This window comes from Serratia sp. PL7 (assembly GCF_945957435.1).
This window is the reverse complement of record NZ_CAMFLB010000001.1, coordinates 1138520-1163593: the sequence shown is the minus strand read 5'-3', so window position 1 is coordinate 1163593 and position 25074 is coordinate 1138520. Positions and strand designations below refer to the sequence as shown.

Sequence of the window (25074 nt, the reverse complement as noted above, 5' to 3'; positions counted from 1 at the left end):
AAGCGATGTCGGAGGCAATCAACAATGGCGAAAAGACGAGCAGTACCCGGGGTGCATCCCTACGATGGGCCCGCCGGCGGTTGGGGCGCACTAAAAGCGACGGCCATCGCCGTGCGCACGCAGATGGACACCTTAGAAGCGCCGGTGACGCTGATGCGCACCAATCAACCCGACGGTTTTGATTGTCCGGGGTGCGCATGGCCGGATAAAGAACATCGATCTACCTTCCAGTTCTGTGAAAACGGCGCCAAAGCCGTGACCTGGGAAGCGACCAGCAAGCGCGTGACGCCCGAATTTCTGGCGCAGAACACCGTAACGTCGCTGCTGCAGAAAACCGATTACCAGTTGGAAGACTATGGCCGCCTGACAACCCCTCTGTGCTATGACGCCGGGACGGACACCTTGCGCCCGCTGGCCTGGGATGAGGCGTTTCAACGCATCGCCGCCGTTTTGCAAACGCTGCCGCCGGAGCAGGTGGAGTTTTATACCTCCGGCCGGGCGTCCAATGAGGCGGCCTACCTGTTCCAGCTGTTTGCGCGGGAGTTCGGCAGCAATAACTTCCCCGACTGTTCCAATATGTGCCATGAGCCGACCAGCGTTGGCCTGCCCCAGTCGATCGGCATCGGTAAAGGCACCGTGTCGCTGGACGACTTTGACAGCGCGGAGCTGATTATCTCCATCGGGCACAATCCGGGCACCAATCACCCGCGCATGATGGGCACGCTGCATGAACTGGCGCGTAAAAAGGTGCCGATTATCGTGTTTAACCCGCTGCGCGAGCGGGCGCTCGAGCGTTTCACCGATCCGCAAAACGTCATCGAAATGGCGACCTACAGTTCGACCCCTATCGCGTCCACCTACTATCAGGTCAAGGCCGGCGGCGACGCCGCGGCGCTCAAAGGCATCGCCAAAGCGCTGCTGCAGCTGGATGAAACACAAGGCAACGCCGTGGATCACGCCTTTATTGCCGAGCACACGCAAGGCTTTGCCGCTTTCGCCGCCGATCTGGCGGCCACCCATTGGGAGGCTATCGAAGCGGAGAGCGGCCTGGCGCGCCAGGACCTGGAACGGGTCGCCACCGCCTACGCGAAATCCAACGCCACCATCGTGACCTACGGCATGGGCATTACGCAGCACAATAAAGGGACGGCCAATGTGCGCCTGATCGCCGATCTGCTGCTGCTACGCGGCAACATCGGCAAACCGGGCGCCGGCATCTGCCCGCTGCGCGGCCACTCCAATGTGCAGGGCAACCGCACCGTCGGCATCACCGAAAAACCGTCGGCCGATTTTTTGGCAAAGCTGGAAACGGTGTTTGGCTTCACGCCGCCCAAAGCCCATGGTCACGATGCCGTGAAATGCATGCAGGCGATGATCGATGGTGCCTCGAAGGCGTTGATCTGCCTGGGCGGCAACTTCGCCGTAGCATTGCCGGACCCCGAGCAGAGCTTCCCGGCGATGAAAGCCCTGGAGTTAAGCGTGCATATCGGCACCAAACTCAACCGCAGCCATCTGTTGGTGGCAAAAGAAACCCTCATTCTGCCCTGCCTGGGCCGCACCGAACTGGACATGCAGGCCGGCGGGCGGCAATCGGTGACGGTGGAGGATTCGATGTCGATGGTGCATGCGTCATCCGGCAAATTAAAACCGGCGTCGGAACTGCTGCGTTCGGAACCCGCCATTGTGGCCGGCATGGCCAAAGCGGTGATGCCCGGCAGCAAGGTGCCCTGGGATGAACTGATCGAAGATTACGACGTGATCCGCGATTTGATCGAAAAAACCATCCCCGGCTTCGACGATTACAACGCGCGCATTCGTCAACCCGGCGGTTTCCGCATGCCGCTGCCGCCTACCGAGCGCCAGTGGCCGACGGCGACGGGCAAGGCGATGTTTTCCGTATTCAGCGGGCTGCATGAGGACGAGACAACGGCAGACAAAGACACGCTGCGGCTGATCACGCTGCGCAGCCACGATCAGTACAACACCACCATCTATGCTCTGGACGATCGCTACCGCGGGGTCTTCGGCCGGCGCGACGTGCTGTTCATGAATGACAGCGATCTGCAACGTTTGGGGCTGGAACATGGCGACGTGGTCGATCTGGAAACGGCGCTGCCCGGGAGCACCCAGCGCCTGGAAGGCATCACGGTGATCGCCTACAACATCTCAGCCGGTTCGGTCGGCGCCTACTACCCGGAGGCCAACGTGCTGGTGCCGCTGCATTACATCGATGAGGAGAGCGGCACGCCTTCGTATAAATCGGTGCCGATCCGCGTGAAGTTGAGATCCAAAGAGGTGCGCGCGGTTAAGATCGCTTAGTGGGAACGCTACGGCCCCCACTGGTATCTGAGTGGGGGCCATTTTTATCCGACTACGGGGCCGCGGCTTATTTGCCGTTGGCCAATTCGCCGTACACCACCTGGCCGCGGAAACCGCGCCGCACCTGCTGGAACAGCTCGCGGAACGCCGGGTAATCCTGCGCCTGGCACAGCGCTTCCTTGCCGCGAATGGCGTTCACCTGCAGGCGGTGATTGACGGTCACCTGCTGCCCGTCGCGCCGCCACGCCACGCGATAGTCGCCCGCCGCATTGCGGAACTGTCTGTCTTGCGGAATGGCGATGATCGGCACGTTGGCCGGCAGCTGCAGACGGTAGGTTTCGTCGTAGCGCTGCGCGCTGCAGTAGAACGGCGTTTCGTTGTCCGGTGCCGCCGTGGTGGTATACAGCGTGCGGAACGATTTGCCACCGGGCGGATTAGGTAGCGTCATGCCGCCCACCACGCCGAAATCGACGTAGTCGTCCGCCTTGAAGCGGAAGCGGTAACCGAACTGTTTTTTGAGATCCAGCGGATCGCTGTTCATCGCCATTTCGCCGCTGCCGTCGATACCGGAGGCTGACATGATCGACGCTTCGGCCTGCGCCCGGTTCTGCCGGTTGATCTGCGAGAAATAGCCCCGCAGGTCAATTTCTTCCACTTCGCTCAGCCGACGCTCGGTTTGTCCGTGCAGATTGCCCGCTTTGTCAAACACGAAATCGACGCTCAGCGCGCTCTTGACCGGCTGCTCATCGCTGCCCGGCGTGCGCGCCAGCTTGGCGTCGCGCGTCAGCAGCACCGGCGCCCCCAGATCGCCTTGCGGCAGTTGCCCGAACCGCGCCCAGGGATTGGTGGAGTCCAGGTACAGTTTGAACTCCGGCACATAGGTGATGGCGTGATTAAAGCGGCTGAGCAGCGGCACTTTAGGCAGTAACGGGCCTTCATCCATACCGATCAGCACCGGTGAGCTTTCAATACCCTTGGCAGCGAGCAGCGCCTCCAGGATCACCACGTGGTCCTTACAGTCGCCGTAGTGGTTGTCGAGAATGCTCTGCGCCGAATTCGGCTCCAGCCCACCGTTGCCCAGGTACACCGCCACGTAGCGAATGTTTTGCGCCACCCAGCGATAGAGGGCCTCCGCCTGCTCGCGCCGATCGCTGATACCGGCGGTGATATTGTCCGCCAGCGCCTGGATGCCCGGCGTCACCTTCGCCGCCGCGCCGGCCTTCAGCTGGTAGGCCTTGGCCAACTGCGGCCACTCGCGGTAGGTACTGGCCATGATGGTCGGGCTGAAGGTCCAGCTGTCCGCCGCCCAGTTTTGCGCCTTCATCGGCGCGCTGCGCGAATAATGCCAGCGCCAGTGCGCTTGGCCGTTGCGGATCTGCGGCTTGTCCCCGCCTTCCACGCCACGCGTGAAGATATGCATCGGCAGCTTGGCCGGTGCCTGCAGGGTCACTTCGGCGTCGTCGAACTGATCGAAAACGCTGAACGTCTCCCACAGGCCGAAATAGTCGGGGAAATACGGGGTGTTTTGCGTGCGGCGCAGCTCATACACCACCCGCGAGCCCGGCGCCAGGTTGGAGAACACGATGACGCGCACTTTGCGGTCGGCATACAGCGGGGCCGTGGCGCTGGAGTAACTCTCCTGGGTATAGATGCGATCGGGCGCCACGTCGTGCCGCTGGCCGTCGGCAGTCAGCGTGTAGGCGGCGACCACCTCCAGCGTTTCCATTTTTTCGCTGTAGCTCAGGCGGATCTGGCTGAATTTTTCGACCGCCGCCTTGGTCTTCAGCAGCACTTCGTAGCTTTCCGTCTTCACGTTGGTGGCGTTGGCGTTGACGCGGTAATCCGCGCGATAGCGCACGAAGCTGAAATCGTTGTTGGCCGTGTCGTTCTGGCCCTGATCCGCCGCGACGGGCGGTGTAGCGGCCAACACGGTGGCCGGGTGCGTTGCCGTCAAACCGGCGAATAACAGCAGGGAAGGAATAGCGATTTTCATCTTCGGTCCTTGAAGGGCAATAAACGGCGACGCCGGGCTACGCGCCTGCCCCGGCGTCAAAACAGGCGGGCACACTAATATAATTGAGAATCATTTTCAATAAACGGACCTTCAACGCCCGGGCTAACCCTGTTCTATCAACATCACGGCGGTGGTCTCCGGCTCCAGCGCTTCGAAAACGTGCTCGCGATCGGCGGAGTAGCTGATGTAATCGCCGGCGCTCAGCTCCAGCGGCTGCTCCGCCGGCCCGAGGCGCGCTCGCCCGCTGCTGATGATCACATGCTCGACGGTGCCGGGGGGATGTGGCCGGGAAAGTTTCGCCTCTCCGGGTTGCACCCGCAGCCGGTAAATGTCGCGCTGCGCGCCCGGCGGGCAGGTGGCCAGCAGCGTGGCGGCGTAGTTGCCCTGCTCCGACAGCGCCGGCGTTCCCTCATGGGCGCGGATCACTTGCACCGGCCTGCTGGGTTGCGAAATCAGTCGGCTGACCGGCACGTCCAGCGCCATCGCCAACGCCCACAGCGTTTCCAGGCTGGGATTACCGCTGCCGGCTTCGAGCTGCGACAGCGTGGACTTGGCGATGCCCGCGCGCTTCGCCAGCTCGGTCACCGACAGGTTCAATCGCTCACGCTCGCGGCGGATCGCCGCCGACAAGAGGCCGATCGGCGTAATGTTCTGCATCAGGTTATTGCTCATCGTTCGCTATATCATCCGCTTGTTCGACTTGACGAACAGCCGCATGCGTGTTCATCATAATGTCCAATTGTTCATTTTAATGATTAAGCGGCTTCACCACAAGTACGGTCAGGCAGCGAGGGCAACAACATGAAAACAAAGACGCGCGGCGCAGTGCAAATGATCCTCGCCATGACCATCTCAGGCACCGTCGGTTGGCCGGTACTCGTTTTAGGGCAGCCGCCCACAACGGTGGTGTTTTGGCGCTGCGCGTTCGGCGCGCTGGCCATGCTGGCGACCTGCGCCGCGCTTGGGCAGTTGAAACCCGGCGCAATCAACCGGCGGCAGCTGGCTGTCGCCATCCTCGGGGGTATCGCGCTGGTGCTCAACTGGACGCTATTGTTTGCCGCCTATCAGCATGCTTCGATCGCTGTCGCCACCGTGACCTACCATGTTCAGCCGTTTATGTTGGTGGCGCTGGGGGCGCTGCTGTTCGGCGAAAAACTAACGGCTAACCGGCTGGGCTGGCTTCTGCTGGCGTTCGCGGGGATGGTGTTGATCGTCGCCGGCCGGCAAAGCGGCGGCAGCGGCGATGACTACCTGCTCGGCGTGGTACTGGCGCTCGGTGCGGCCCTGATGTACGCCATTGCGGCGGCGATCGTCAAACGGCTGGCCGCGTTGCCGCCGCAGCTCATCGTGTTGATTCAACTGACCGTTGGCACGTTGGCACTGGCACCGTTCGCCGGCCTGGCCACGCCGCCTGCGGCCCCCATCGACTGGCTGCTGCTGGCAACCCTCGGCCTGGTGCATACCGGTTTGATGTCCACGTTGCTCTATGGCGCCATTCAGAAGATCCCCACGGCCCTGGTCGGCGCCCTGTCGTTTATCTACCCGGCAGTGGCGATCGTGGTGGACTGGGCAGTGTTCGGGCACCGTCTCAGCCTGCTGCAGCTGCTGGGCACGCTGGCCATTCTCGGCGCGGCAGCGGGCATGAACTTCGGCTGGCGATGGACGCTCGCCGCGCACCGGGCCGGTAAAATCGGTTAATCCCGCCCGACGGGCAAGCTATGCACAATAAGGCATTCGCCTTGTGTCCGGCGCGGTGCTATTTATTTAAACCGTGTAGGGTAGAAGGAGTTTTCTATGTGGCATCACCGCCTGCAACGGCGCATCCGTTTCAGCTACTGGAACGAACTGTGCGTCACCAAAAAATAAGGGAAGGCGCAAGCCTTCCCTTTTGTCATTCACCGCTCAGATCAGAAACGGTCGGTTTTCACCACGTCGTCGAACGGCAGTTTGCCGATGCGCGGATAAGGCTGCCCCGCCGCCTTGCCGATGGCGACCATCAGCGCGATCTGATAGTGCGCCGGCTTATTGATAATCTCACCCACCGCGTCGAAATCAAATCCGTCCATCGGGCAAGAGTCGTAGCCCTGCGCCTTGGCCGCCAGCATCAGCGTCTGGGCGAAGATGCCGCTGCTGCGCATCACTTCGTCGCGCTGCACCTGCGGCTTACCGCGATAATACTGATCGACGGCCGGGATCATGAACTGCTGTACCGGCTCCGCCGCCTCGGCCCAGACGTTTTTAACCTGTGACTCCCAGCTCGACAGATCGCCGCACAGCACGACCAGCATCGATGCGTCGGTCACCTGCGCCTGCCCCCACGCCGCTTCGCGAATTTTCTCGCGCTGCGCGCGATCTTCGATCAGCAGCGGGCGCCAGTGCTGCAGGTTAAACGCGCTGGGTGCGCCCTGCAGCGCAATGTTCAACAGCGCTTTTTTCTCTTCGAGCGTCATCACGTACTGCGTATCGAACTGCTTGGTGGCGCGGCGTTGGCGGATTGCGTCTAACGTATTCATTTTACTGCCTCTGTCCATGTGAAAAGGTCTATTGTCGTCACCGCGGCGCGGCTGTCCAGCCCCAGGCGGCTATTTCTGCGCGGTTTCGGCGCGCAAACGGCTGACCTGCGCCGCCAAGTCCGGCCACGGCGCCTGACCGGCGTAATGCTGCCGCAGGTAGTTGAGCAGAATGGCGATCTGCGCGTCATTCAGGTTATGGCGAAAACCCGGCATATAGCCCAGCTCGGCGTTCGCCGGCCGCTGTATGCCGTCCAGCACCACACGAATGGCGTTGTCCGGCGCATCGGCGAACAGGTTGGTGTTCAGCGCCAGAGACGGCCGCACCCCCGCCATCTGCGCGCCTTTTTCCTGCGCATGGCAAGCCATGCAGGCGCCGGAAAACAGCCGTGCCCCTTCCGAACTCAGAGGCTCCACCTGCCGTTCCGCCTGAGCGTTTAACGTTGCCGCCGTAGCGCCCGCCGCCGTTTCAGGATGATAGCTGCGCAGATAGACGGCGATCGCCTGCAGATCGGCCTGCGGCAAGCGCGACAGCCCTTCTTCGATCACCGGCGCCATCGGGCCGGCGGCGACGCCGTGGTTGGCCGAGTAGCCGGTGCGCATGAAATCGACCAGATCCTGCTGCGTCCAGGCGAGCGGCGCGGGTGAGCGGCCGGTCAACGCCGGCGCCGTCCATCCCTCCGCCACGCCGCCGGCCAGGTGCTCGCCGCCGGTTTTCTCGCCGAACAGCACGTTGCGCGGCGAATGGCAGGCGCTGCAGTGCCCCAGCCCTTCGACCAGGTACGCGCCGCGGTTCCAGTCGGCGCTTTGGGCCGCCTGTTCCGGCATCGCGCCCGGCGTCAGGAACAGCAGGTTCCAGGCAAAGATGCCCTGGCGAATATTGAACGGAAAGTGCAAATCGGTGGCCGGTGGCCGGTATTTGACCGCCGGCTGCGACATCAGATAGGCATACAGCGCCTGCAGATCCTCGTCGCGAGTGCGGGTAAAGGCGGTATAGGGAAACGCCGGATAGAGATAGCGGCCCTGGCGATCGACGCCGTGCCGCATGGCGCGTTCGAACGCCGCGTAACTCCAGCTGCCGATGCCGGTTTCCACGTCCGGCGTGATGTTGGTGGTGTAAATGGTGCCGAAGGGGATCTCCATCGCCAGCCCGCCGGTGTTGCGCTCACCACCCGCACGGGTGTGGCACACGGCGCAGTCGCCGAGGTCGGCCAGCGTTTTGCCGCGCGCGATCTGCGCCTCGCTGAAACGGTGGGTCGCATCGGCGGCGAGCGGCGCGATTTCCGGCTGCCAACTGGCGACCACGCCGGCCACCACAACGGCGATCACCGTGACGCCGCCCCACCCGACGATTTTTTTCATCTTACTCATCTTTACTGTCCTTGTTCGTTACGGGGGATTAATGGCCGGCCTGGGCGCGCAGCGCGGCGAGCACCCGTGCCGGCGTAAACGGCACCTCGCGCAGACGCACGCCGAGCGCGTCAAACAGCGCGTTGCCGATCGCCGCCGCACTCGGTACCGAGGCGGACTCTCCGGCACCCATCGGCGCTTCGTCCGGGCGGTCAATCAGCTGGATATCGATCTGCGGCAATTCGTCGAAGCGCAGGATCGGATAGCCGCCCCAGTCCAATGACGTCACCCCCGTCTCGTTAAAGGTCACAAACTCTTTCAGTACCCGGCTGGCGGATTGGATAATGTTGCCGTGCACCTGATGGCGCACCCCGGCCGGGTTGATCATGCGCCCGCAGTCATGCGCCACGAAGATTTTATCGAGCGTGATCTGCCCGGAAAGGCGGTTGACGCTGAGATCGCACACCCAGGCCGCCCAGGCGGCGCCAAAGCCGGGGAATTTGCTGTGGAAGTAGCGGGCATAGGCAAAGCCGCGGCCGCTCACCACTTCGGCGCCGGCGGCGTGCGACCGGTACGCCGGGCCGTCTTGCCAGTTGGCTTGCCGCTTCAGGGCCTCAATCAAGGCCACCGCGCGCGGATCGCTCAGGTAACGCAGGCGAAACGCGATCGGGTCCTCGCCGGCGTGCCAGGCCAGTTCGTCGATCCAGGATTCATGGGCGAACACGTTGGGCAGCGCCGAAACGCCGCGCATCCACGACGCCCGCACGATCGGCGCGGCGTCCTGACAGATCACCCGCATGTGCGGATACGCGTATTGCGGAATGGCGGTACGATCGCCCATCTGTTGCACGTCGGCCCGGTTGGCCACCTTGCCGGTCAACACCAGCGGCAAGGTCACCGCATTGTTGGAGGGATAGCTGGTTTTCAATTCGTAGGCCGCCACCCGGTTTTGCGCGTCGAGGCCGCCGCGCACCCGGATCAGCTGGCCGGTGCCCTTCGGCTCCCAGCCAGATTCCTGTTCGCGCATCAGCTGCACCCGCACCGGGCGGCCGGTGGCCCGCGCCAACAGCGCCGCGTCCGCCGAGACGTCGTCGGCGCAGTTGCGGCCATAGCAGCCGGAGGCCTCCATGCGGGTGATGTGCACCTGCTCAGGCGGCAATTCCAGCAGCGTGGCGATGTCTTTGCGCAGATCGTGCGGGTTTTGCGTGCCGGACCACACCTGCGCCCGCCCGTCTTTAACCTCCGCCACCGCGCAGGAAGGGCCGATCGAGGCGTGCTGATGGTAGGGCCAGACATAGTCGGCCTGCACTTCGGTATGCAGCGCCGCCAGCGCGGCGTCCGTTCCCGCATCGTCGCGCAGGACGCGGTCGGTTTTCGGGTTGGCTTCCAGCGCGGCGGGCAGCGCTTCCGGCGACAGATCCGGCAACCCGGCCCAGGGTTGCCATTTGGTTTTCAGCTGGCGCATGGCGGCGATCGCCTGCTCCTCGCGCTCGGCCACGATGCCGATGAAATCGTTGATCACTACCAGTTTCACGATGCCCGGCAGGTGCGCGATCGAATTTTCATCCACCGACAGCAGGCCGCCGCCCAGCGGGGCGCTGCTGTCGGCGCCTACGTAAGGCGGGCGCACCACCCGGCCATGCAGCATGCCGGGCAAGCGCAGGTCGTGCACGTAGGTCAGCCCACCGCTCACTTTGGCCGGAATGTCGACCCGGGCAACGGCGCGGCCGACGTAGCGATTCTGGTGTTCGCTGTTCAACTGAACGTTTTTATCCAGCATCACGTGCAGATTCTGCCCACTCGCCAGCTGTGCATAGCTCAGTGAGCGCCCCGGTTTTTTGGTCACAAATACCTGCCCCGCCGCCGCCGTCAGCTGGTCGGCCGGCAGTTCGAAGGCTTTGGCCGCCAACGCCGTCAGCATGTGCCGCACCTGCGCCGCCGCCTGTCGCAGCGGCACCGACGTGACCTGAATGGTGGCGCTGGCGATGGTCGGCCCCTGATCCGGCGTGCGCTGCGTATCGCCAAGGATCATCGTGACGTGCTCGAACGGCACGCAAATTTCTTCGGCGACGATCTGCGCCAGCGCGGTGCGAATGCCGGTACCCAGATCGACGTGACCATTGAAGGCCGTTACCCGGCCGTCGGCGGTGAGGCTGATAAAGCTGTCCACCCGATCCAGCGGCAGATCGGCAGGCGCTACAACCGCCTCGGCGGCGAAGGCGTTAAACGGCGCGGGCAGCAGGCTGCTGACCATCACCACCCCGCCGGCCTGCAACAACTGGCGGCGAGTCAGTTCGAGGCGGCTCATGCTTGCCTCCGTGCTGCCAACAGATCGCGGGCGCGCTCGGCGGCGTGCAAGATCTCAAGGTGAGTGCCGCAGCGGCACAGGTTGTAGGCCAGCGCTTTCTTGATCGTTTGCTCGTCCGCCTCCGGCTCGCGTTCGAACAACGCGACCAGCGTCATGATCATGCCGTTGGTGCAGTAACCGCACTGCGCCGCCTGCTCATCGACAAACCCCTGCTGCACTGGATGCAGCGCGTCCGGTGTGCCCAAGCCTTCCAGGGTAGTGACGGATTTGCTTCCTACGGCGGACAGCGGCATTGAACAAGAGCGCGCGGCGACGCCGTCGATCAGCACCGTGCAGGCGCCGCATTCCCCCAGGCCGCAGCCGTATTTGGGGCCATTCAATTGCAGATCGTTGCGTAAAACGTACAGCAGCGGCGTGTCGGGCGCGAGATTGCCGAGTGGAACCACCCGGCCATTAACATTGATTTCCATGGTGAAACTATCCCTTAAACAAACGGATTTAATCCGTAACATCACTGCGAAGAACAATTGATCAGTGTGCTAATAATTATCATCAAAAGACATGATGATGTTAAGGGAATGTAGCCGCCATGGCTTTAACGAAAAGTGGGTATTTCCTATAAATTTCCTATAGATAAGCCCGGTTTTATGATTGCTGGCCGTGATTATTGTCGATCGTCAATTCGGCCTCGGCGCCGTCAACCAACAGCCGCACGCTGGCTTCGAACAGCGCGTCTGCGCCCTTATCCTGCAATGTTTCCCAGCCTTCGCACAGCAGCGGGTAACGCTGGCGATCGGCGTCATTCAGCGCATCGTCCGACTGCATTTGTTGCTCTTCCAGCACCCAGCCCACCACGAAACGTCCGACGGCGAACAGCAGATTAACGGCGCGTTCCGGCGTCAACCCCGCCCGACACAACAGCGCCACCTTGGCCTCAATGATGGCGAATTGCGGTTCCTGCGGCCGGGTGCCGGCATGCAGACGCGCGCCGTCGCGGTAAGCCAGCAGCGCCCGACGGAAATGGCTCGCATTGGTAACGACCCAATCCTGCCAGGGCATGTCGGCGGGCACCTCTTCACGGTGATCCAACATGATGGTTTCCGCCATCGCCTTCAGCAGTTCGGCCTTGTTCTTGAAATGCCAATAGAGCGTGGGAGATTGCACCCCCAAATGTTGTGCCAGGCGACGGGTGCTCAGGGCATCGATGCCGATGTCATTCAACAACGCTAGCGCCCCGCGCAGGACGGTCTCTCGCGTTAAACGCGTCGCGGTATTTTTTTCGCTCATCTCTCTATCACTGATAGGGTTACTATGGAATACTCAATACTCTATCACTGTTAGAGTCGCAATTTTGAAAAAACCTATGCTGGTTATTTTGTTGACGGTATTGCTGGATGCGGTAGGCATCGGCCTGATCATGCCTATCCTGCCGGCGCTGTTGCGCTCACTGGGCGGCCTCGACGCCGGCAGCGTGCATTACGGCGCGCTGCTGGCGGCGTATGCGTTGATGCAATTCCTGTTTTCACCGATCCTCGGCGCACTGAGCGATCGTTTCGGCCGGCGTCCGGTGCTGTTGATTTCGCTCGCCGGCGCGGCGGCCGACTATCTGCTGATGGCGTTCGCGCCGACGCTGGCCTGGCTCTATCTGGGCCGGTTGCTGGCGGGCATCACCGGCGCCAACATGGCGGTCGCCACCGCTTACGTCACCGATATTACCCCCGCCGGCCAGCGCGCGCGGCGTTTTGGCCTGGTGGGCGCGGTGTTCGGCGTCGGTTTTATCGTCGGTCCGCTGCTCGGTGGATCGCTGGGCGAATGGCATCTGCATGCCCCCTTCCTGGCGGCGGCGGCGATGAATGCCCTCAACCTGATCATGGCGTTTTTCCTGCTGCCGGAATCGCGTAAACCCCGCGCCCGCGCCGCCGAGAAAATCCGCCTTAATCCGTTTTCGTCATTGCGTCGGCTGCACGGCAAACCGGGCCTGCTGCCGCTGGCCGGTATTTACCTGATCATGGCGCTGGTTTCACAGGCGCCGGCCACGCTGTGGATTTTATACGGCCAGGATCGTTTCGGCTGGAGCATGATGGTGGCGGGCCTGTCGCTGGCCGGTTACGGCGCCTGCCACGCGCTGTCGCAGGCCTTCGCCATCGGCCCGCTGGTCGCACGGCTCGGCGAGCGCAAGGCACTGCTGATCGGCCTGGCGGCCGACGCGCTGGGTCTGGTGCTGTTATCGATCGCCACCCGCGGCTGGGCGCCCTTTGCGCTGCTGCCGTTCTTCGCCGCGGGCGGTATGGCGCTGCCGGCGCTGCAGGCGTTGATGGCGCACAAGGTGGACGACGATCATCAGGGCGAGCTGCAAGGGACGCTGGCCAGCATGGGCAGCCTGATCGGCGTCGCGGGGCCGCTGGTCGCGACGGCGCTGTACGCCGCCACGCGCGATGTCTGGCCCGGCCTGGTCTGGGCGTTGGCCGCCGCCCTGTATCTGTTGGTTCCGCTGTTGCTGGCGCGTTCGCGTGAGCGTGACGCGGCGTAGCGTCAAGCTCACCCTCTCCCGATTAAGCTCATTTATGGCTAAGCAAGGCATTATTCAGCATAAGCGGGCGCTTTACACGCCACTGCGCCGCTCATTATCATCGCCCTTATCCCGCCGCAGGAAAATTTAAATGCCGTTTCATGGCGTTACGCCCAGCGCGTCATCGCTACCGTTCACTTCGCCTATCGGAAAATCAGGATGAGAAAACTCACAACGCCGCTGATCGCCGCCCTGCTGCTCGGCCTGTTTGGCCTGCCGGCCGGCGCGCAGGAGAAACCGCAACAAATCACCATCGGTTACCAGAAAGCCAACATTTTTGCGCTGCTGAAATACCGCGGTACGCTGGAAAAAAACCTGGAGCCGCAGGGTATCAAGGTTCGCTGGATAGAATTCCCCGCCGGCCCACAGATGTTGGAAGGGTTGAACGTCGGCAGCATCGATCTGGCGGCGACCGGCGACGCTCCGCCGGCCTTCGCGCAAGCCGCCAAGGCCGATCTGGTTTATTTGGCACATTCGCCGCCCAGCCCGAAAACCGAAGCCATCGTGGTGCCGCAGGATTCGGCGATCCGCTCCGTGGCCGATCTGAAAGGGAAACGCGTGGCGTTGAACAAAGGGTCTGACGTCAATTACCTGCTGGTGAGCGCGCTGGAACAGGCCGGCTTGAGCTACAAGGACATCACGCCGGTCTACCTGCCGCCGAGCGATGCCCGCGCCGCCTTCCAGCGCGGCAGCGTCGACGCCTGGGTGATTTGGGATCCCTACTACGCCGAGGTGGAAACCCGTGCCAACGCCCGTCGGCTGAAAGACGCGGAAGGCCTGGTGCCGCACTACACCTTCTATCTCGCCAGCCGCCGCTTTGCCGAAACGTACCCGGACAGCGCCAAACAGGTGATTCAACAGCTCGGCGTGCTGAGCGACTGGGCCAACGGCCATCCGCAGGAAGCGGCGGCGATCCTCGCTCAGAGCACCGGCCTGGATCAGGCCATTTGGGCCAGAGCCATCGCCCGCATGCCGTTCGGCAGCCAGCGCATGTCGCCGGAGGTGTTCAGGCAGCAACAGCAGTTGGCGGATAAATTCACCGCCATCGGGCTGCTGCCGGTTAAGGTGGACGTCAACGCCGCCCGCTGGTCCGAAGATAAACCCGAGACGCCATAGCCTTTGCCGCGCTTTGGCTTTAGAAAGCAGAAACCGGCATTTTGCCACCGGAATAAGCTGACCTATGCTAACCCTGTGTGATGAAACGCGTTTTCATGGCATGTCTTCCGGAACGTTTTGCTTTAATTTGTTCGTCGTGAACCCTGGGCCGCGCCTGACTGGTGCGGCTTTTCTTTTTGCCCGGCAGTGCCAGCGGCGGGGAATTTTGCTATGTTAACCCGCAGATAAGCTTCCCGTTTTCAGCCGCCGGACCGACTCATGTTTACCCATAAAGCAATCGCCGAGCTCAACGCCCTGGAGCTGATGGTTTATACCTACGTCAGCAAACACAAGAATCAAGTGATGTACATGACCATCCGCGAGCTGGCCGAGGCCGCCGGCGTCTCCACCACCACCGTGCTGCGGTTTTGCAAGAAAATGGGCTGTGACGGCTATTCGGAATTTCGCATCCGTTTCAAGCTGTATCTGGAACAAACCGATGCGCCACCGGTCGATTCTGGCATCGGCGAAATCCTCAGCTTTTTTAAAAGCGTCAGCAACGAAGAATTTAATCAGCTGATCGATCAGGCGGTGCAACATATCGCCGCCGCCGAGCGAATTATTTTCGTCGGCATCAGTACGTCGGGCGCATTGGGGAAATATGGCGCGCGTTTCTTTTCCAACGTCGGGAAATTCAGCACCCATATCGACGATCCTTATTATCCCGTCAACAGCGATATGTATAAAAACGCGGTGGCGATCATGCTGTCGGTCTCTGGCGAGACCGAAGAGATCCTGCGTTTGGCCAGCCAGTTCAGCCTGCACCACTGCAAGATCATCAGCATCACCAACAACGAAACCTCTTCGCTGGCGCGGCTGGCGGACTTCAACCTCTCCTACCACGTTCCGCAGCATTTGATCGGCGGGCATCACAATATTACCACGCAGATCCCCGTACTTTACATTATTGAAACCATCGGCAAACGGCTCGGGCATATTAATTCGGAAAAATAAAACAGGCTGTTTTTTTATTGTGACAAATCACTTTTCACGGTGATTTGTTATATCGTGACATTTCTTTCGGTCTTGCTACTCTGTTCTCAACGCAGCGTTATTACCCTTCATTAAATAAACCGATGAGACATTGACGATGAAACAGTTGCCAAAGGATTTTCTGTGGGGGGGCGCGGTCGCCGCGCACCAGGTTGAAGGCGGTTGGGATCGGGGCGGCAAAGGGCCAAGCATCGCCGACGTGCTGTCCGGCGGCTCGCACGGCGTGGATCGCGTGATGACCGACGGCGTGCTCGACGGCTATCGTTACCCCAACCACGAAGCGGTGGACTTCTACGGCCGCTACAAGCAGGACGTGGCACTGTTCGCCGAGATGGGCTTCAAGTGTTTTCGCACCTCGATCGCCTGGACGCGCATTTTCCCGAACGGCGACGAAGCGACGCCGAACGAGGCCGGCCTGCAGTTTTACGACGACCTGTTCGACGAACTGCTGAAATACGGTATTCAGCCGGTGATCACCCTGTCCCACTTCGAAATGCCTTACCATTTGGTGAAAGCTTACGGCGGCTGGAAAAATCGCCGGGTGGTGGAGTTCTTCGTGCGCTTTAGCGAGGTGGTGATGCGTCGCTACCGCGAAAAAGTGAAGTACTGGATGACCTTCAACGAGATCAACAACCAGAGCAACTACCGCTACCCGCTGTTCGGCTACTGCTGTTCCGGCGTGGATTACACCCAGGAAGACAACCCGGAACAGGCGCTGTACCAGGTGTTGCACCACCAGTTCGTCGCCAGCGCGCAGGTGGTCAAACTCGGCCATCAGATCAACCCGGAATTCAAAATCGGCTGCATGCTGGCCTGCGTGCCGTTCTATCCTTATTCCTGTAAACCGGACGACGTGATGTACGCCGTGGAAGCGATGCACCAGCGCTATCTGTATACCGACGTGCAGATGCGCGGCTACTACCCAAGCTACCTGCTGCGCGATTGGGAACGCAAAGGGCTGAAGATCGAGATGCAGCCGCAGGACGCGCAGATCCTGCGCGAGGGCTGCACCGACTACATCGGTTTCAGCTACTACATGAGCAATGCGCTGCAGGCCAACGCGGTGGACGGCAGCGACGGCATGTTCGGCTTCCCGGGCAACGTGCCGAACCCGCACGTCAAGGCCTCCGACTGGGGCTGGCAGATCGATCCGGTCGGGCTGCGCTATTCGCTGAACGTGCTGTATGAACGTTACCAGAAGCCGCTGTTTATCGTGGAAAACGGCTTCGGCGCCTTCGACAAGGTGGAGGCGGACGGCCAGATCAACGATGACTATCGCATCGACTATCTGCGCGCCCATATCGAAGAGATGAAGAAAGCGGTGATTGAAGACGGCGTAGACCTGATCGGCTATACGCCCTGGGGCTGCATCGACTGCGTGTCGTTCACCACCGGTGAGTACAGCAAACGCTACGGGTTCATCTACGTCGACAAACACGACGACGGCACCGGCACGCTCGAACGTTCGCGCAAGAAAAGCTTCGACTGGTATCGCCAGGTGATCGCCAGCAACGGCGAACAGCTGTAACCGCACGACAGACAATCAGGGGCGATTTTCGCCCCTTTTTACTGTGCCTTACTCCGCCGCCTGCCCGGCGGCGAGGTACTTCGCCATTTCCGCCGACGGCACCATGCCGCCGCCGGTCGCCCACACCAGATGCGTCGCCTGCGCCAGGAGCTCGGCGCTGATGCCTTGCTCGCTGAGCGCCTTCGCATGGGCGGCAACGCGCCACGGTCCGGCCATGCCCGCCAACGCGGACGGCTCCAGTTGGATATGCTCGTACCGGTCCAACAACCCGAGCAGCGCAAACATCTCTTCATCGCTGAGAGTGTAAAACGCGTTCAGCAGACGTTCCATCGCCCGGCCGACAAAGCCGGAGGCGCGCCCCACCGCCAGCCCGTCCGCCGCCGTGCGGTTGTCGATGCCGAGATCTTGCACCGCAATGCCGTCATGCAACCCGCTGTAGACGCCGAGCAGCATGCAGGGCGAATGGGTCGGTTCGGCAAAAATGCAGTGAACGTGATCGCCGAACGCCAGCTTGAGGCCAAAGGCCACACCGCCCGGCCCGCCGCCAACGCCGCACGGCAGATACACGAACAGCGGATGCTGCGCGTCCACCACAATGCCCTGTTCGGCAAATTGCCGCTTCAGGCGACCGCCGGCCACCGCGTAGCCGAGGAACAGGGTTTGCGAGTTTTCATCATCGATAAAGAAGCAACTCGGATCGTCCGCCGCCTGTTTGCGCCCTTGTTCGACCGCCACGCCGTAATCGTCGGCGTACTCCACCACCGTCACGCCATTTTCGCGCAGCTTCTGTTTTTTCCACTCTCGCGCATCCGCCGACATGTGCACGCTGACGTCAAACCCCAACCGGGCGCTGATGATGCCGATGGATAATCCCAGATTGCCGGTCGATCCGACGGCGATGCGGTACTGGCTGAAGAATTGACGGAACTCGTCGGAAAACAGCCGGGCGTAGTCGTCGCCGGTGTGCAGCAGCCCCGCCTCCAGCGCCAGCTTTTCCGCGTGCGTCAGCACCTCATAGATGCCGCCGCGCGCCTTGATCGAGCCGGAAATCGGCAGATGGCTGTCCTTTTTCAACAGCAGGCGTCCGCCCAACGTCTGCCCATAGCGCCGATCCAACGCGAGCTGCATGACGGGGAGCGCCACCAGCTCGGACTCGATGATCCCCTTTGTGGGTTGGGTTTCCGGGAAGGCCGCGGCGAGATAAGGCGCGAAGCGCGCCAGGCGCTGCTCCGCGTCGGCGACGTCGGCGGCGGTCAACCCGACGTGGGGCAGCCCTGTGGCCAACGTTGTCGCGCGTGGATTGAACCAGGTGATTGGCTCTAGCGCGACCATGCGTTGCAACAGCGGATGCTGGGCGACCCACGATAGGATCTGTGATTTCTGCATAAGTGTCCCTGACTGAGGTTGGCGTTGCCGTCACCTTGCCGCGAACGCCGGCGGCTGACAAATGATAAATTCTGAGCTTGAGGTGCAATAGATTGATGCAAGTGCGACGTTAGCCGGCCGTCACGCCAAACAGCAGGCCGACGCCGGAAGAAACCGCCATCGCCAGTGCGCTCCAGATGAGGATGCGCGCCACGCCCGGCAAGATCGGCGCCCCGCCGGTTTTCGCGGCGATGCCGCCGAGAACGCCGAGGGAAATCAGCGCCGACGCCACCAGCGCCGGCCGCGTCCAGGCGACCGGTACCCACAGCGCCACCAGCAGCGGCAACAGCGCGCCGAGAGAGAAACTCAGGGCCGACGCCAACGCGGCCTGCAGCGGCCGGGCGCGGGTGGCAGAGGAAATGCCTAGCTCGTCGCGCGCGTGGGCCTCCAGCGCATCATGCGCCATCAGCTTTTCCGCCACCTGCCGGGCCAACGCCGGATCCAGACCGCGATGCACGTAGATTGACGTCAGTTCGCGAAACTCCCCCGGGTAGTCTTCAAGCAGTTCCGCCTGTTCCTCCGCCAGCGCGGCCTTTTCGGTATCCGCTTGCGACGAGACCGACACATACTCGCCGGTGGCCATCGACATTGCGCCGGCCACCCACCCGGCGACGCCGGCGATCATCAGCGCGGAATGCGAGGCGCTGGCCGCCGCGACGCCCAGCAGCAGGCTGGCCGTTGAAACGATGCCGTCGTTGGCGCCGAGCACCGCCGCCCGCAGCCAGCCGATGCGTTCAATACTGTGCCGTTCTCGGTGCATCCGTTCTCTCCCTCAGTGAGCGTTGCGCTACTCGCGCGCCGCCGCTTCCAACCCGGCGATGTCGATTTTGCCCATCAACAGCATCGCTTCCGTGACACGCCGCACGCGGGCGGCGTCGGGATCGTTCATCAACTCCGTCAGGCGCCGCGGCACGATCTGCCAGCACAGCCCCCAGCGATCGCGCAGCCAGCCGCACTGCTCCGCCTCGCCGCCCTCGCTCAGCGCGCCCCACAGCCTGTCGACCTCCGCCTGATCGTCACATTCCACCATCACGGAGAAGCTGTGATTGAACGGATCCAACGGCCCGGCTTCGATCGCCGCATAGCGCTGGTCGCCCAACGTGAAGGAAGCCAGCTTCACGCTGCCGGCCGGGCCGCTCGGCGTATCCGCCGGCAGCTCGGAAAACCAGTTCACGGACGAACCGGGGATCAACGCGACATAGCAATTCAGCGCCGCTTCCATGTCTTTTTCAAACCACAGATGTTGCGTAATTCTGGCCATCTGTGCCTCCTTTACGCATCGAGGATCGGCGCGAAACCGCCGAAGATCATGCGTTTGCCGTCGAACGGCATCTCGCCCAGCGCTTTCATGCGCGGGTCGTTCATCATTTTTTCGTTGGCGGCGTCGCGTACCGCCTTGGAGGGGTACTCTATCCAACTGAACACCACCACTTCGTCTTCCTGGGCTTTCACCGCGCCGCGAAAGTCGGTAAGTTTGCCGTCGGGCACGTCATCGCCCCAACATTCCACGATGCGCGTGGCGCCAAACTCTTTGAACAGCGGCGCCGCTGCGGCCGCCAACCGGTGATAGGCCTCCTTATTGGCGGCCGGTACCGCCACCACAAACCCGTCTACGTATTTCATTCTGGCATCCTCTTGTCTGATTAAGGACAGTCGGTTCGGCGCAGGCGGAAATGCCCGCGCCCCCTACCAGTTTAGACGGCCGGGGCAGAGCGCGGATCGGAAGTTCAGCGGCCATGAGCAGCCGGCGGAGACGATTCCGGTGTGGCAACCCGGTTACGGCCGGCGTTTTTCGCTTTGTACACCGCCAGATCCGCCAGCTTCAGCAGATCCGCCAGGCTTTGGCCGGCGCCGCCCGGGCAGGTCACCATGCCGATGCTGACGGTGATCTGCAGCGGATGCCCGGCCGGCATGAGGATAGACTCCGTTTCGATGCGTTGCCGCAGGCGTTCGGCCAATTGCCATCCTTGCTGCGGCTGGCCGAGCGTCGAAACGATGGCGAACTCTTCGCCCCCCATGCGGCCGAACAGGTCACCGACGCTCAGATCGGCGGCGATCGCGCGGGTAAAGGCCATCAGTGCCTGATCGCCGCCAGCATGGCCAAAACGGTCATTAATCGATTTGAAATAGTCGATATCGAGCATCATGACGCACACCAGCTCGCCCTTTTGGTCTATCAACCGTTCGCCGCGCTGCATAAACGCATTGCGCGTCAGCACGTGCGTTAACGCATCGTGATTCGCCACGTGCTCCAGCGTGCGCAGCAGCGCATTACGCGCATAGTTCATGCTGGCCACGGCGATGGGCCCCAGCGCCAGCAGCGCGATGCCCAAACGCATCGATACCGCGTTTTGCAACACCTTCATGTCGTGCGTCGTGCTAAGCAACCCGAAATCGATCGCCAGATGGCACCACAGCACATAAATCAGCACCGCAATCATGGTGCAGAACAATGAGAAGGACATCGCCAGCCATAGCAGCACCGGCATGGGAAAGATCACCGCCCCGGGGCCGCCGATCAGCACGCTGCACACCGCCGCCAGCAACAGCAGCGCCAATACCGTGAGTTTTCGCCCCGCCCGCGGCCATTGGCTGCGCTGGGTGAACAGGGCGCCGGCCGCCGCAAGGCGACGTCGCCAATCGGCGGGAAACGCCAGAATAAACGGCATCAGCGTGACGTAGTTGGTGAACTCGGACGAGAACCACAGCGCCAGCGAGGTCAGATACGGTCTGCCGAACAGCCACTGCGAAGTTGCGGCGCCCACCGCGCCGGTCGCGGCGGCGGCAGCCAGGCAGATACCGAACAGGTACATGCTGGACGTGCCGCGCTGCAACGTGCGCGCCGGCGGCGACAGCCGCATGAACAACAGATACCCCACCACGACGCCGGTCAGATTGGCGACGTTCAGCAGCAGCGTCTTTTGCAGCGAACTGCCGGTCAACAGATCCGCCGCCAGATAGCCCAGCACCGCCATGCCCCAGCCGGCCCGCGTAGCCCACTGTGGCCGCCGCACCAAAACGGCCAGCAGTACGGCGTTCACCGGCCAGAATATCGCCAGAAAGCTGCCGGGGCGACTCACGATGCCCAGCAGACACAGGGTGAACACCAGCAAAAAAATGATGAGCGCGGGCCAGATTTTCCGGGTATCGGACAACGAGGTGGTTTGCATCTTGGATCCAGAGACTTCCGCTAGCATAAAGTGACCGTCTGTTCGCGTCACAACCGTCGGCGATGAGGCGAAGATAAACGGCCGACCCGCCTATTATTGCCAGTTTTGCCTGCCCGGACACCTGTTTATTCATCAAGGGAAAATATATTTGTGTATCAATATATTGACAGGAATCCCCCTTCCGGCGAACAAACTGCCGCGCCCCTCCCGTCACTACGATCGTTATTGCCACCCAGCCGATTTTTTACCGGCAAAATCGCCGCCTTTTACCGTAAAGACAAAATTAAATCGCGCAGTGAAGGGATACAGGCATTCCCCACTATTCAAAACGTATAAATGATAATTATAATGATAATCGTTACTATTTATTATTTTTTACGGAATTATATGCGCCAGTCAGTTCTTCGCCACCCCAACAAAAACAAAAAAAATCACGTTTTTCGCTCGCTGCCCCTGTTCGCCGGCCTGTTCCCCGCCCTGGCGATCGCCGCCGCACCCGGCGCAAAAACGGAGGAATCCATTACGGTGACCGCCGCGGCCCAGCCTTCTGGCAGCTATAGCGCCGACACCGCCTCGACCGCCGGCAAGACCGCCGCGCCGATCGCCGAAGTACCGCAATCGGTCAGCGTCGTCACCTCTCAGGTCATTGACGACTTCCAGGTCAAAAGCGTCAATGACGCGATGAAGTTCGTCAGCGGCGTCACCCAGGGCAACACGCTCGGCGGCACGGAGGATGGCTTCGTCAAACGCGGGTTCGGGGTTAACTCCGACGGCTCGGTCTTCATCGACGGCGTGCGCAGCAATCAGGGGTTGAGCATGGACGCCACCACCGATCGCGTTGAGGTCCTGAAAGGTTCCGCTTCGCTGCTGTATGGCATCCTCAGCCCCGGCGGCGTCATCAATCTGATCAGCAAAAAACCGCAGTATGACTGGAACACCCGCATCAGCGGCGCCACCAACAGTGTTGGCGGCGGCAGCGGCAGCGTCGATGTGACCGGCCCGCTGGGCGGCGGCTTCGCCTTTCGCCTGATCGCCGAACGCCAGCACGCAGATTACTGGCGCAATTTCGGCAGCGACGAACACACGCTGATCGCCCCCTCGCTCAGTTGGTTCGGCGACCAGGCTTCCTTTAACATCGCCTACAGCGAATACAAGTACGACATTCCTTACGATCGCGGCACCGCATTTATCGACGGCAAACCGGTCGATGTGCCCTATGACCGCCGCTTGGATGACTACGCGAACCATGCCTGGGGCAAGAACAAACGTCTGAACGCCCATTATGAGTACGCGCTGGATCCGATCTGGACGACCCGCTTCAACTACGCCTGGCTGCAACGCCGTTACGACAGCAACGAAGTGCGCGCCACCGCGGTCGACACCACGACCGGCATCGTCTCGCGCCGCGCCGACGCCAATCGCGGTTTCAATCATCAAACCCACTATTACTCCTGGGATCTGACCGGTTCGCCGCAGCTGTTCGGCATGCAGCACGACCTGCTGCTGGGCGTGGACTACGAGAAAAATCAGACCTACAAGGCCTATTCCTACCGCGGCAAGGTCTCGAAGACCTTCAACATGTACGATCCGGTGTATGGCGAAACGCCGGTCACCGACAGCACCACTTACAGTGACGCGTCAAGCAACCTGCGCGCCACGCTGTTCAGCCGTTCCCTGTACGCCAAGGACAGCATTCATCTCACCGATCAATGGATCGCGGTGCTGGGCGCGCGCTATCAGTCGTATTACCAGAACAACAGCAACGGTTTCCAGAAACCGAAAAATACGCTCAATGACAAAGACGACCAGTTTTTGCCGCAGGCGGGGTTGGTGTATAAGCTGACGCCGAGCCTGTCGCTGTACGGCAATTACAGCCGTTCGTTCACGCCGTCCACCGCCATCGACGACAATGGCGACGTCGCCGCGCCGGAAACCGGCACCACCTATGAGGTAGGCGGAAAATGGCAGATCACTCCGGCGTTCGACGCCACGCTGGCGCTCTATCGCATCGATGAAAGCAATATGTCGATCTTTATCAACGGCGTGACCCGCAGCATTCCCAAAGCGCGCTCCACCGGTGCGGAATTGGAGTTGAACGGCGAAGTGGCGCCCAACTGGGATCTCACCGCCAACTACAGCTACGACAAAACCGAGATCGTCGAAGACAACCTCAATCCGACCAACGTCGGCAATCGGCTGGTCAACGCCCCGACCAACATGGGCGGCCTGTACCTCAGCCGCCGCATGACGCTGCCGGTGGTGCCCGGCGAGGTGCGCATTGGCGGCGGCGCGCGCTACGTCGGTCGCCGCGCCGGCGATCCGGAGAACAGTTTCACCATGCCGGCCTATACCGTGGCGGATGCCTTTGTCGCCTGGGACAGCAAGCTGCTGGGGAAACATACTCAGCTGAAACTGAATGTGAAAAACCTGTTCAACCGCGAATACTATGCTTCCAGCGCCGGTAATTTACGCGTGATTGAGGGTGAGCCGCGCAGCCTGAGCCTGCAGGCGACGGTCGATTTCTAACCTGTCACGCCTTGGGCGCCGTTTGGCGCCCGTTTTCTTTGCGGCGGCCCTCAAAACGCCTTGCGACACATCACATCGGCGAGAAAATCCAACAGCGCGCGGTTGAACACCGCCGGCCGCTGCAGCGGCGCGAAGTGGCTGACACCCGGCAGCATCACCAGACGGGCGCCAGGGATGCTGCGGCTCAAGTAGACGGCATGCTCGACGCGGATAAACTCATCGTGCTCGCTATGAACGATCGTCACCGGCACGCGAATGGCTGCCAATTCCTGTACGCGGTAGTCTGGCTGGCTGCTCATCATCAGGCTCACGGCAGCGACGAACGCGTCGAACTCCTCCGGCGTCGGCGACAAGGCGGCATAGTCCTGCGCATGACGCGCAAAACAGCGCTCCACGATGGGGTTGGACGCGGGCGGTTTAACGCCGCTGGCGTCCATATTGCAACCGAAGAAAAAAACGCCGTCCACCCGCTGCGGCGCCCGATGGGCAGCGATAAGCGCAACACAGGCGCCATCGCTCCAGCCCGCCAGCGCGGCGTGCGGGATCCGCAACGCATCCATCACCGCCAACAGATCATCGGCCATCCGATCGTAACGATACGGTCGGCCGTCGCGCGTGCTGCGCCCGTGCCCGCGGCTATCGATGAGCAACACCCCATACCCGGCGGCCAGCAGCGTCGGCAGCTGATACCCCCAGTTGCCGCTGTGGCCTAGGCCGCCGTGCAGCAGGATCACCGTCGGATCCGCGCCATAGGCCGCATACCAGATGCGCGCGCCGTCATGTTCGACATCACCCTGCTTGGTAAAGGGCGGCAACGGCGGCGCACCCTGCGCGGCAAAGTGGGTCAAATCGTCGTCGGTTTGCATCTTTCCCTCCTCGTTCGCCGCCGTTGTGCGCCGAAAAGTTATCATAGGAGTATAGATTGCACCGGTGAGCGGTGCCGTTCGCTTTCCCGACATATACTTAAGGGAGGAATCGCAATGGAGGACGGTGAGATGAAGAAGATAATTCTCGTGTTTTTGATGCTGATGCTGAGCGGTTGTATCGGCGGAGGCGGCGGCCCATCGAATGCGCCTTCGGCATCGCCGAATGAACCTTACACCTGCACCAAATCCAGCGCCAACAGCGACTGCTCGCAATCGGTGGAGCCGTCGATGTACTAGCCACGTTCGGCGGGCCGTCACTTAACGGCCCGCCGCCTCAGGGC

General features: G+C 61.8%; 21 protein-coding genes. 8 read left to right on the top strand and 13 right to left on the bottom strand.

Features of this window, described 5'->3' with window-relative positions:
* Positions 1-24: 24 nt before the first annotated feature.
* On the top strand, positions 25-2319 hold the full coding sequence (locus N6G83_RS05495; protein ID WP_260514850.1) for an FdhF/YdeP family oxidoreductase: 2295 nt from the start codon (positions 25-27) through the stop codon (positions 2317-2319).
* Between the two features lie 67 nt (positions 2320-2386).
* Here the strand turns inward: N6G83_RS05495 and N6G83_RS05490 are convergent, their stop codons facing one another.
* Both N6G83_RS05490 and N6G83_RS05485 read right to left on the bottom strand, forming a co-directional pair.
* On the bottom strand, positions 2387-4312 hold the full coding sequence (locus N6G83_RS05490) for a DUF3857 domain-containing protein (protein WP_260514848.1): 1926 nt from the start codon (positions 4310-4312) through the stop codon (positions 2387-2389).
* Between the two features lie 123 nt (positions 4313-4435).
* Positions 4436-5005, bottom strand: coding sequence for a helix-turn-helix domain-containing protein (locus tag N6G83_RS05485; protein ID WP_043143518.1), 570 nt, complete (start codon positions 5003-5005; stop codon positions 4436-4438).
* A gap of 129 nt (positions 5006-5134) precedes the next feature.
* Between N6G83_RS05485 and N6G83_RS05480 the strand changes: the two genes are divergently transcribed.
* Positions 5135-6031: a DMT family transporter gene (locus N6G83_RS05480; protein ID WP_025302893.1), complete on the top strand. Its 897-nt coding sequence runs from the start codon at positions 5135-5137 to the stop codon at positions 6029-6031.
* Positions 6032-6240: 209 nt separating this feature from the next.
* Here N6G83_RS05480 and N6G83_RS05475 read toward each other — a convergent pair whose 3' ends face one another.
* From N6G83_RS05475 to tetR, 5 genes are all read right to left on the bottom strand, one after another.
* A complete protein-coding gene (locus N6G83_RS05475) occupies positions 6241-6846 on the bottom strand; it encodes a nitroreductase family protein (protein WP_025302894.1) in 606 nt (201 codons plus the stop codon).
* 69 nt (positions 6847-6915) lie between these two features.
* On the bottom strand, positions 6916-8214 hold the full coding sequence (locus tag N6G83_RS05470) for a c-type cytochrome (protein ID WP_043143515.1): 1299 nt from the start codon (positions 8212-8214) through the stop codon (positions 6916-6918).
* Between the two features lie 28 nt (positions 8215-8242).
* Entirely contained in the window at positions 8243-10501 is a 2259-nt protein-coding gene (locus tag N6G83_RS05465) for a xanthine dehydrogenase family protein molybdopterin-binding subunit (RefSeq protein WP_197822030.1), read from the bottom strand.
* Entirely contained in the window at positions 10498-10971 is a 474-nt protein-coding gene (locus N6G83_RS05460) for a (2Fe-2S)-binding protein (protein ID WP_025302897.1), read from the bottom strand. Before N6G83_RS05460 ends, N6G83_RS05465 begins: the two co-directional genes overlap by 4 nt.
* A 175-nt stretch (positions 10972-11146) precedes the next feature.
* Positions 11147-11788: a tetracycline resistance transcriptional repressor TetR gene (gene tetR, locus N6G83_RS05455; RefSeq protein ID WP_025305231.1), complete on the bottom strand. Its 642-nt coding sequence runs from the start codon at positions 11786-11788 to the stop codon at positions 11147-11149.
* Between tetR and tet the strand changes: the two genes are divergently transcribed.
* From tet to N6G83_RS05435, 4 genes are all read left to right on the top strand, one after another.
* Positions 11706-13031: a Tet(A)/Tet(B)/Tet(C) family tetracycline efflux MFS transporter gene (gene tet / locus N6G83_RS05450; RefSeq protein WP_306789722.1), complete on the top strand. Its 1326-nt coding sequence runs from the start codon at positions 11706-11708 to the stop codon at positions 13029-13031. The two genes, tetR and tet, sit on opposite strands and share 83 nt — an antisense overlap.
* 198 nt (positions 13032-13229) lie before the next feature.
* A complete protein-coding gene (locus N6G83_RS05445; RefSeq protein ID WP_025302899.1) occupies positions 13230-14186 on the top strand; it encodes a sulfonate ABC transporter substrate-binding protein in 957 nt (318 codons plus the stop codon).
* A 258-nt stretch (positions 14187-14444) separates the two neighbouring features.
* Positions 14445-15179: a MurR/RpiR family transcriptional regulator gene (locus N6G83_RS05440; protein WP_025302900.1), complete on the top strand. Its 735-nt coding sequence runs from the start codon at positions 14445-14447 to the stop codon at positions 15177-15179.
* Between the two features lie 130 nt (positions 15180-15309).
* A complete protein-coding gene (locus N6G83_RS05435) occupies positions 15310-16746 on the top strand; it encodes a 6-phospho-beta-glucosidase (protein WP_099817256.1) in 1437 nt (478 codons plus the stop codon).
* Between the two features lie 48 nt (positions 16747-16794).
* On the opposite strand, the gene N6G83_RS05430 is transcribed toward N6G83_RS05435, so the two are convergent.
* The 5 genes from N6G83_RS05430 to N6G83_RS05410 all read right to left on the bottom strand — a co-directional run bounded on the left by N6G83_RS05430 (position 16795) and on the right by N6G83_RS05410 (position 21341).
* Positions 16795-18132 carry a D-serine ammonia-lyase gene (locus tag N6G83_RS05430; protein WP_025302902.1) on the bottom strand — a complete coding sequence of 446 codons (1338 nt, stop codon included), beginning with the start codon at positions 18130-18132 and terminating at the stop codon, positions 16795-16797.
* A gap of 109 nt (positions 18133-18241) precedes the next feature.
* The gene (locus N6G83_RS05425) at positions 18242-18931 is read right to left on the bottom strand and encodes a VIT family protein (protein WP_025302903.1); all 690 of its coding nucleotides are present in this window, start codon (positions 18929-18931) and stop codon (positions 18242-18244) included.
* A gap of 27 nt (positions 18932-18958) precedes the next feature.
* A complete protein-coding gene (locus N6G83_RS05420) occupies positions 18959-19432 on the bottom strand; it encodes a VOC family protein (RefSeq protein WP_025302904.1) in 474 nt (157 codons plus the stop codon).
* A gap of 11 nt (positions 19433-19443) precedes the next feature.
* The gene (locus tag N6G83_RS05415; protein WP_025302905.1) at positions 19444-19794 is read right to left on the bottom strand and encodes a DUF1428 domain-containing protein; all 351 of its coding nucleotides are present in this window, start codon (positions 19792-19794) and stop codon (positions 19444-19446) included.
* A 104-nt stretch (positions 19795-19898) separates the two neighbouring features.
* Positions 19899-21341, bottom strand: coding sequence for a sensor domain-containing diguanylate cyclase (locus N6G83_RS05410; protein WP_260514842.1), 1443 nt, complete (start codon positions 21339-21341; stop codon positions 19899-19901).
* Positions 21342-21728: 387 nt separating this feature from the next.
* Between N6G83_RS05410 and N6G83_RS05405 the strand changes: the two genes are divergently transcribed.
* Positions 21729-23867 (top strand): TonB-dependent siderophore receptor, encoded by a 2139-nt coding sequence (locus tag N6G83_RS05405; RefSeq protein WP_239665993.1) that lies wholly within the window; start codon positions 21729-21731, stop codon positions 23865-23867.
* 50 nt (positions 23868-23917) lie between these two features.
* Here the strand turns inward: N6G83_RS05405 and N6G83_RS05400 are convergent, their stop codons facing one another.
* Complete coding sequence (locus N6G83_RS05400) at positions 23918-24733, bottom strand: alpha/beta fold hydrolase (protein WP_025302908.1); 816 nt, start codon at positions 24731-24733, stop codon at positions 23918-23920.
* A gap of 129 nt (positions 24734-24862) precedes the next feature.
* On the opposite strand from N6G83_RS05400, the gene N6G83_RS05395 reads away from it, so the two are divergent.
* On the top strand, positions 24863-25030 hold the full coding sequence (locus N6G83_RS05395) for a hypothetical protein (RefSeq protein ID WP_164550866.1): 168 nt from the start codon (positions 24863-24865) through the stop codon (positions 25028-25030).
* Positions 25031-25074 lie beyond the last annotated feature (44 nt).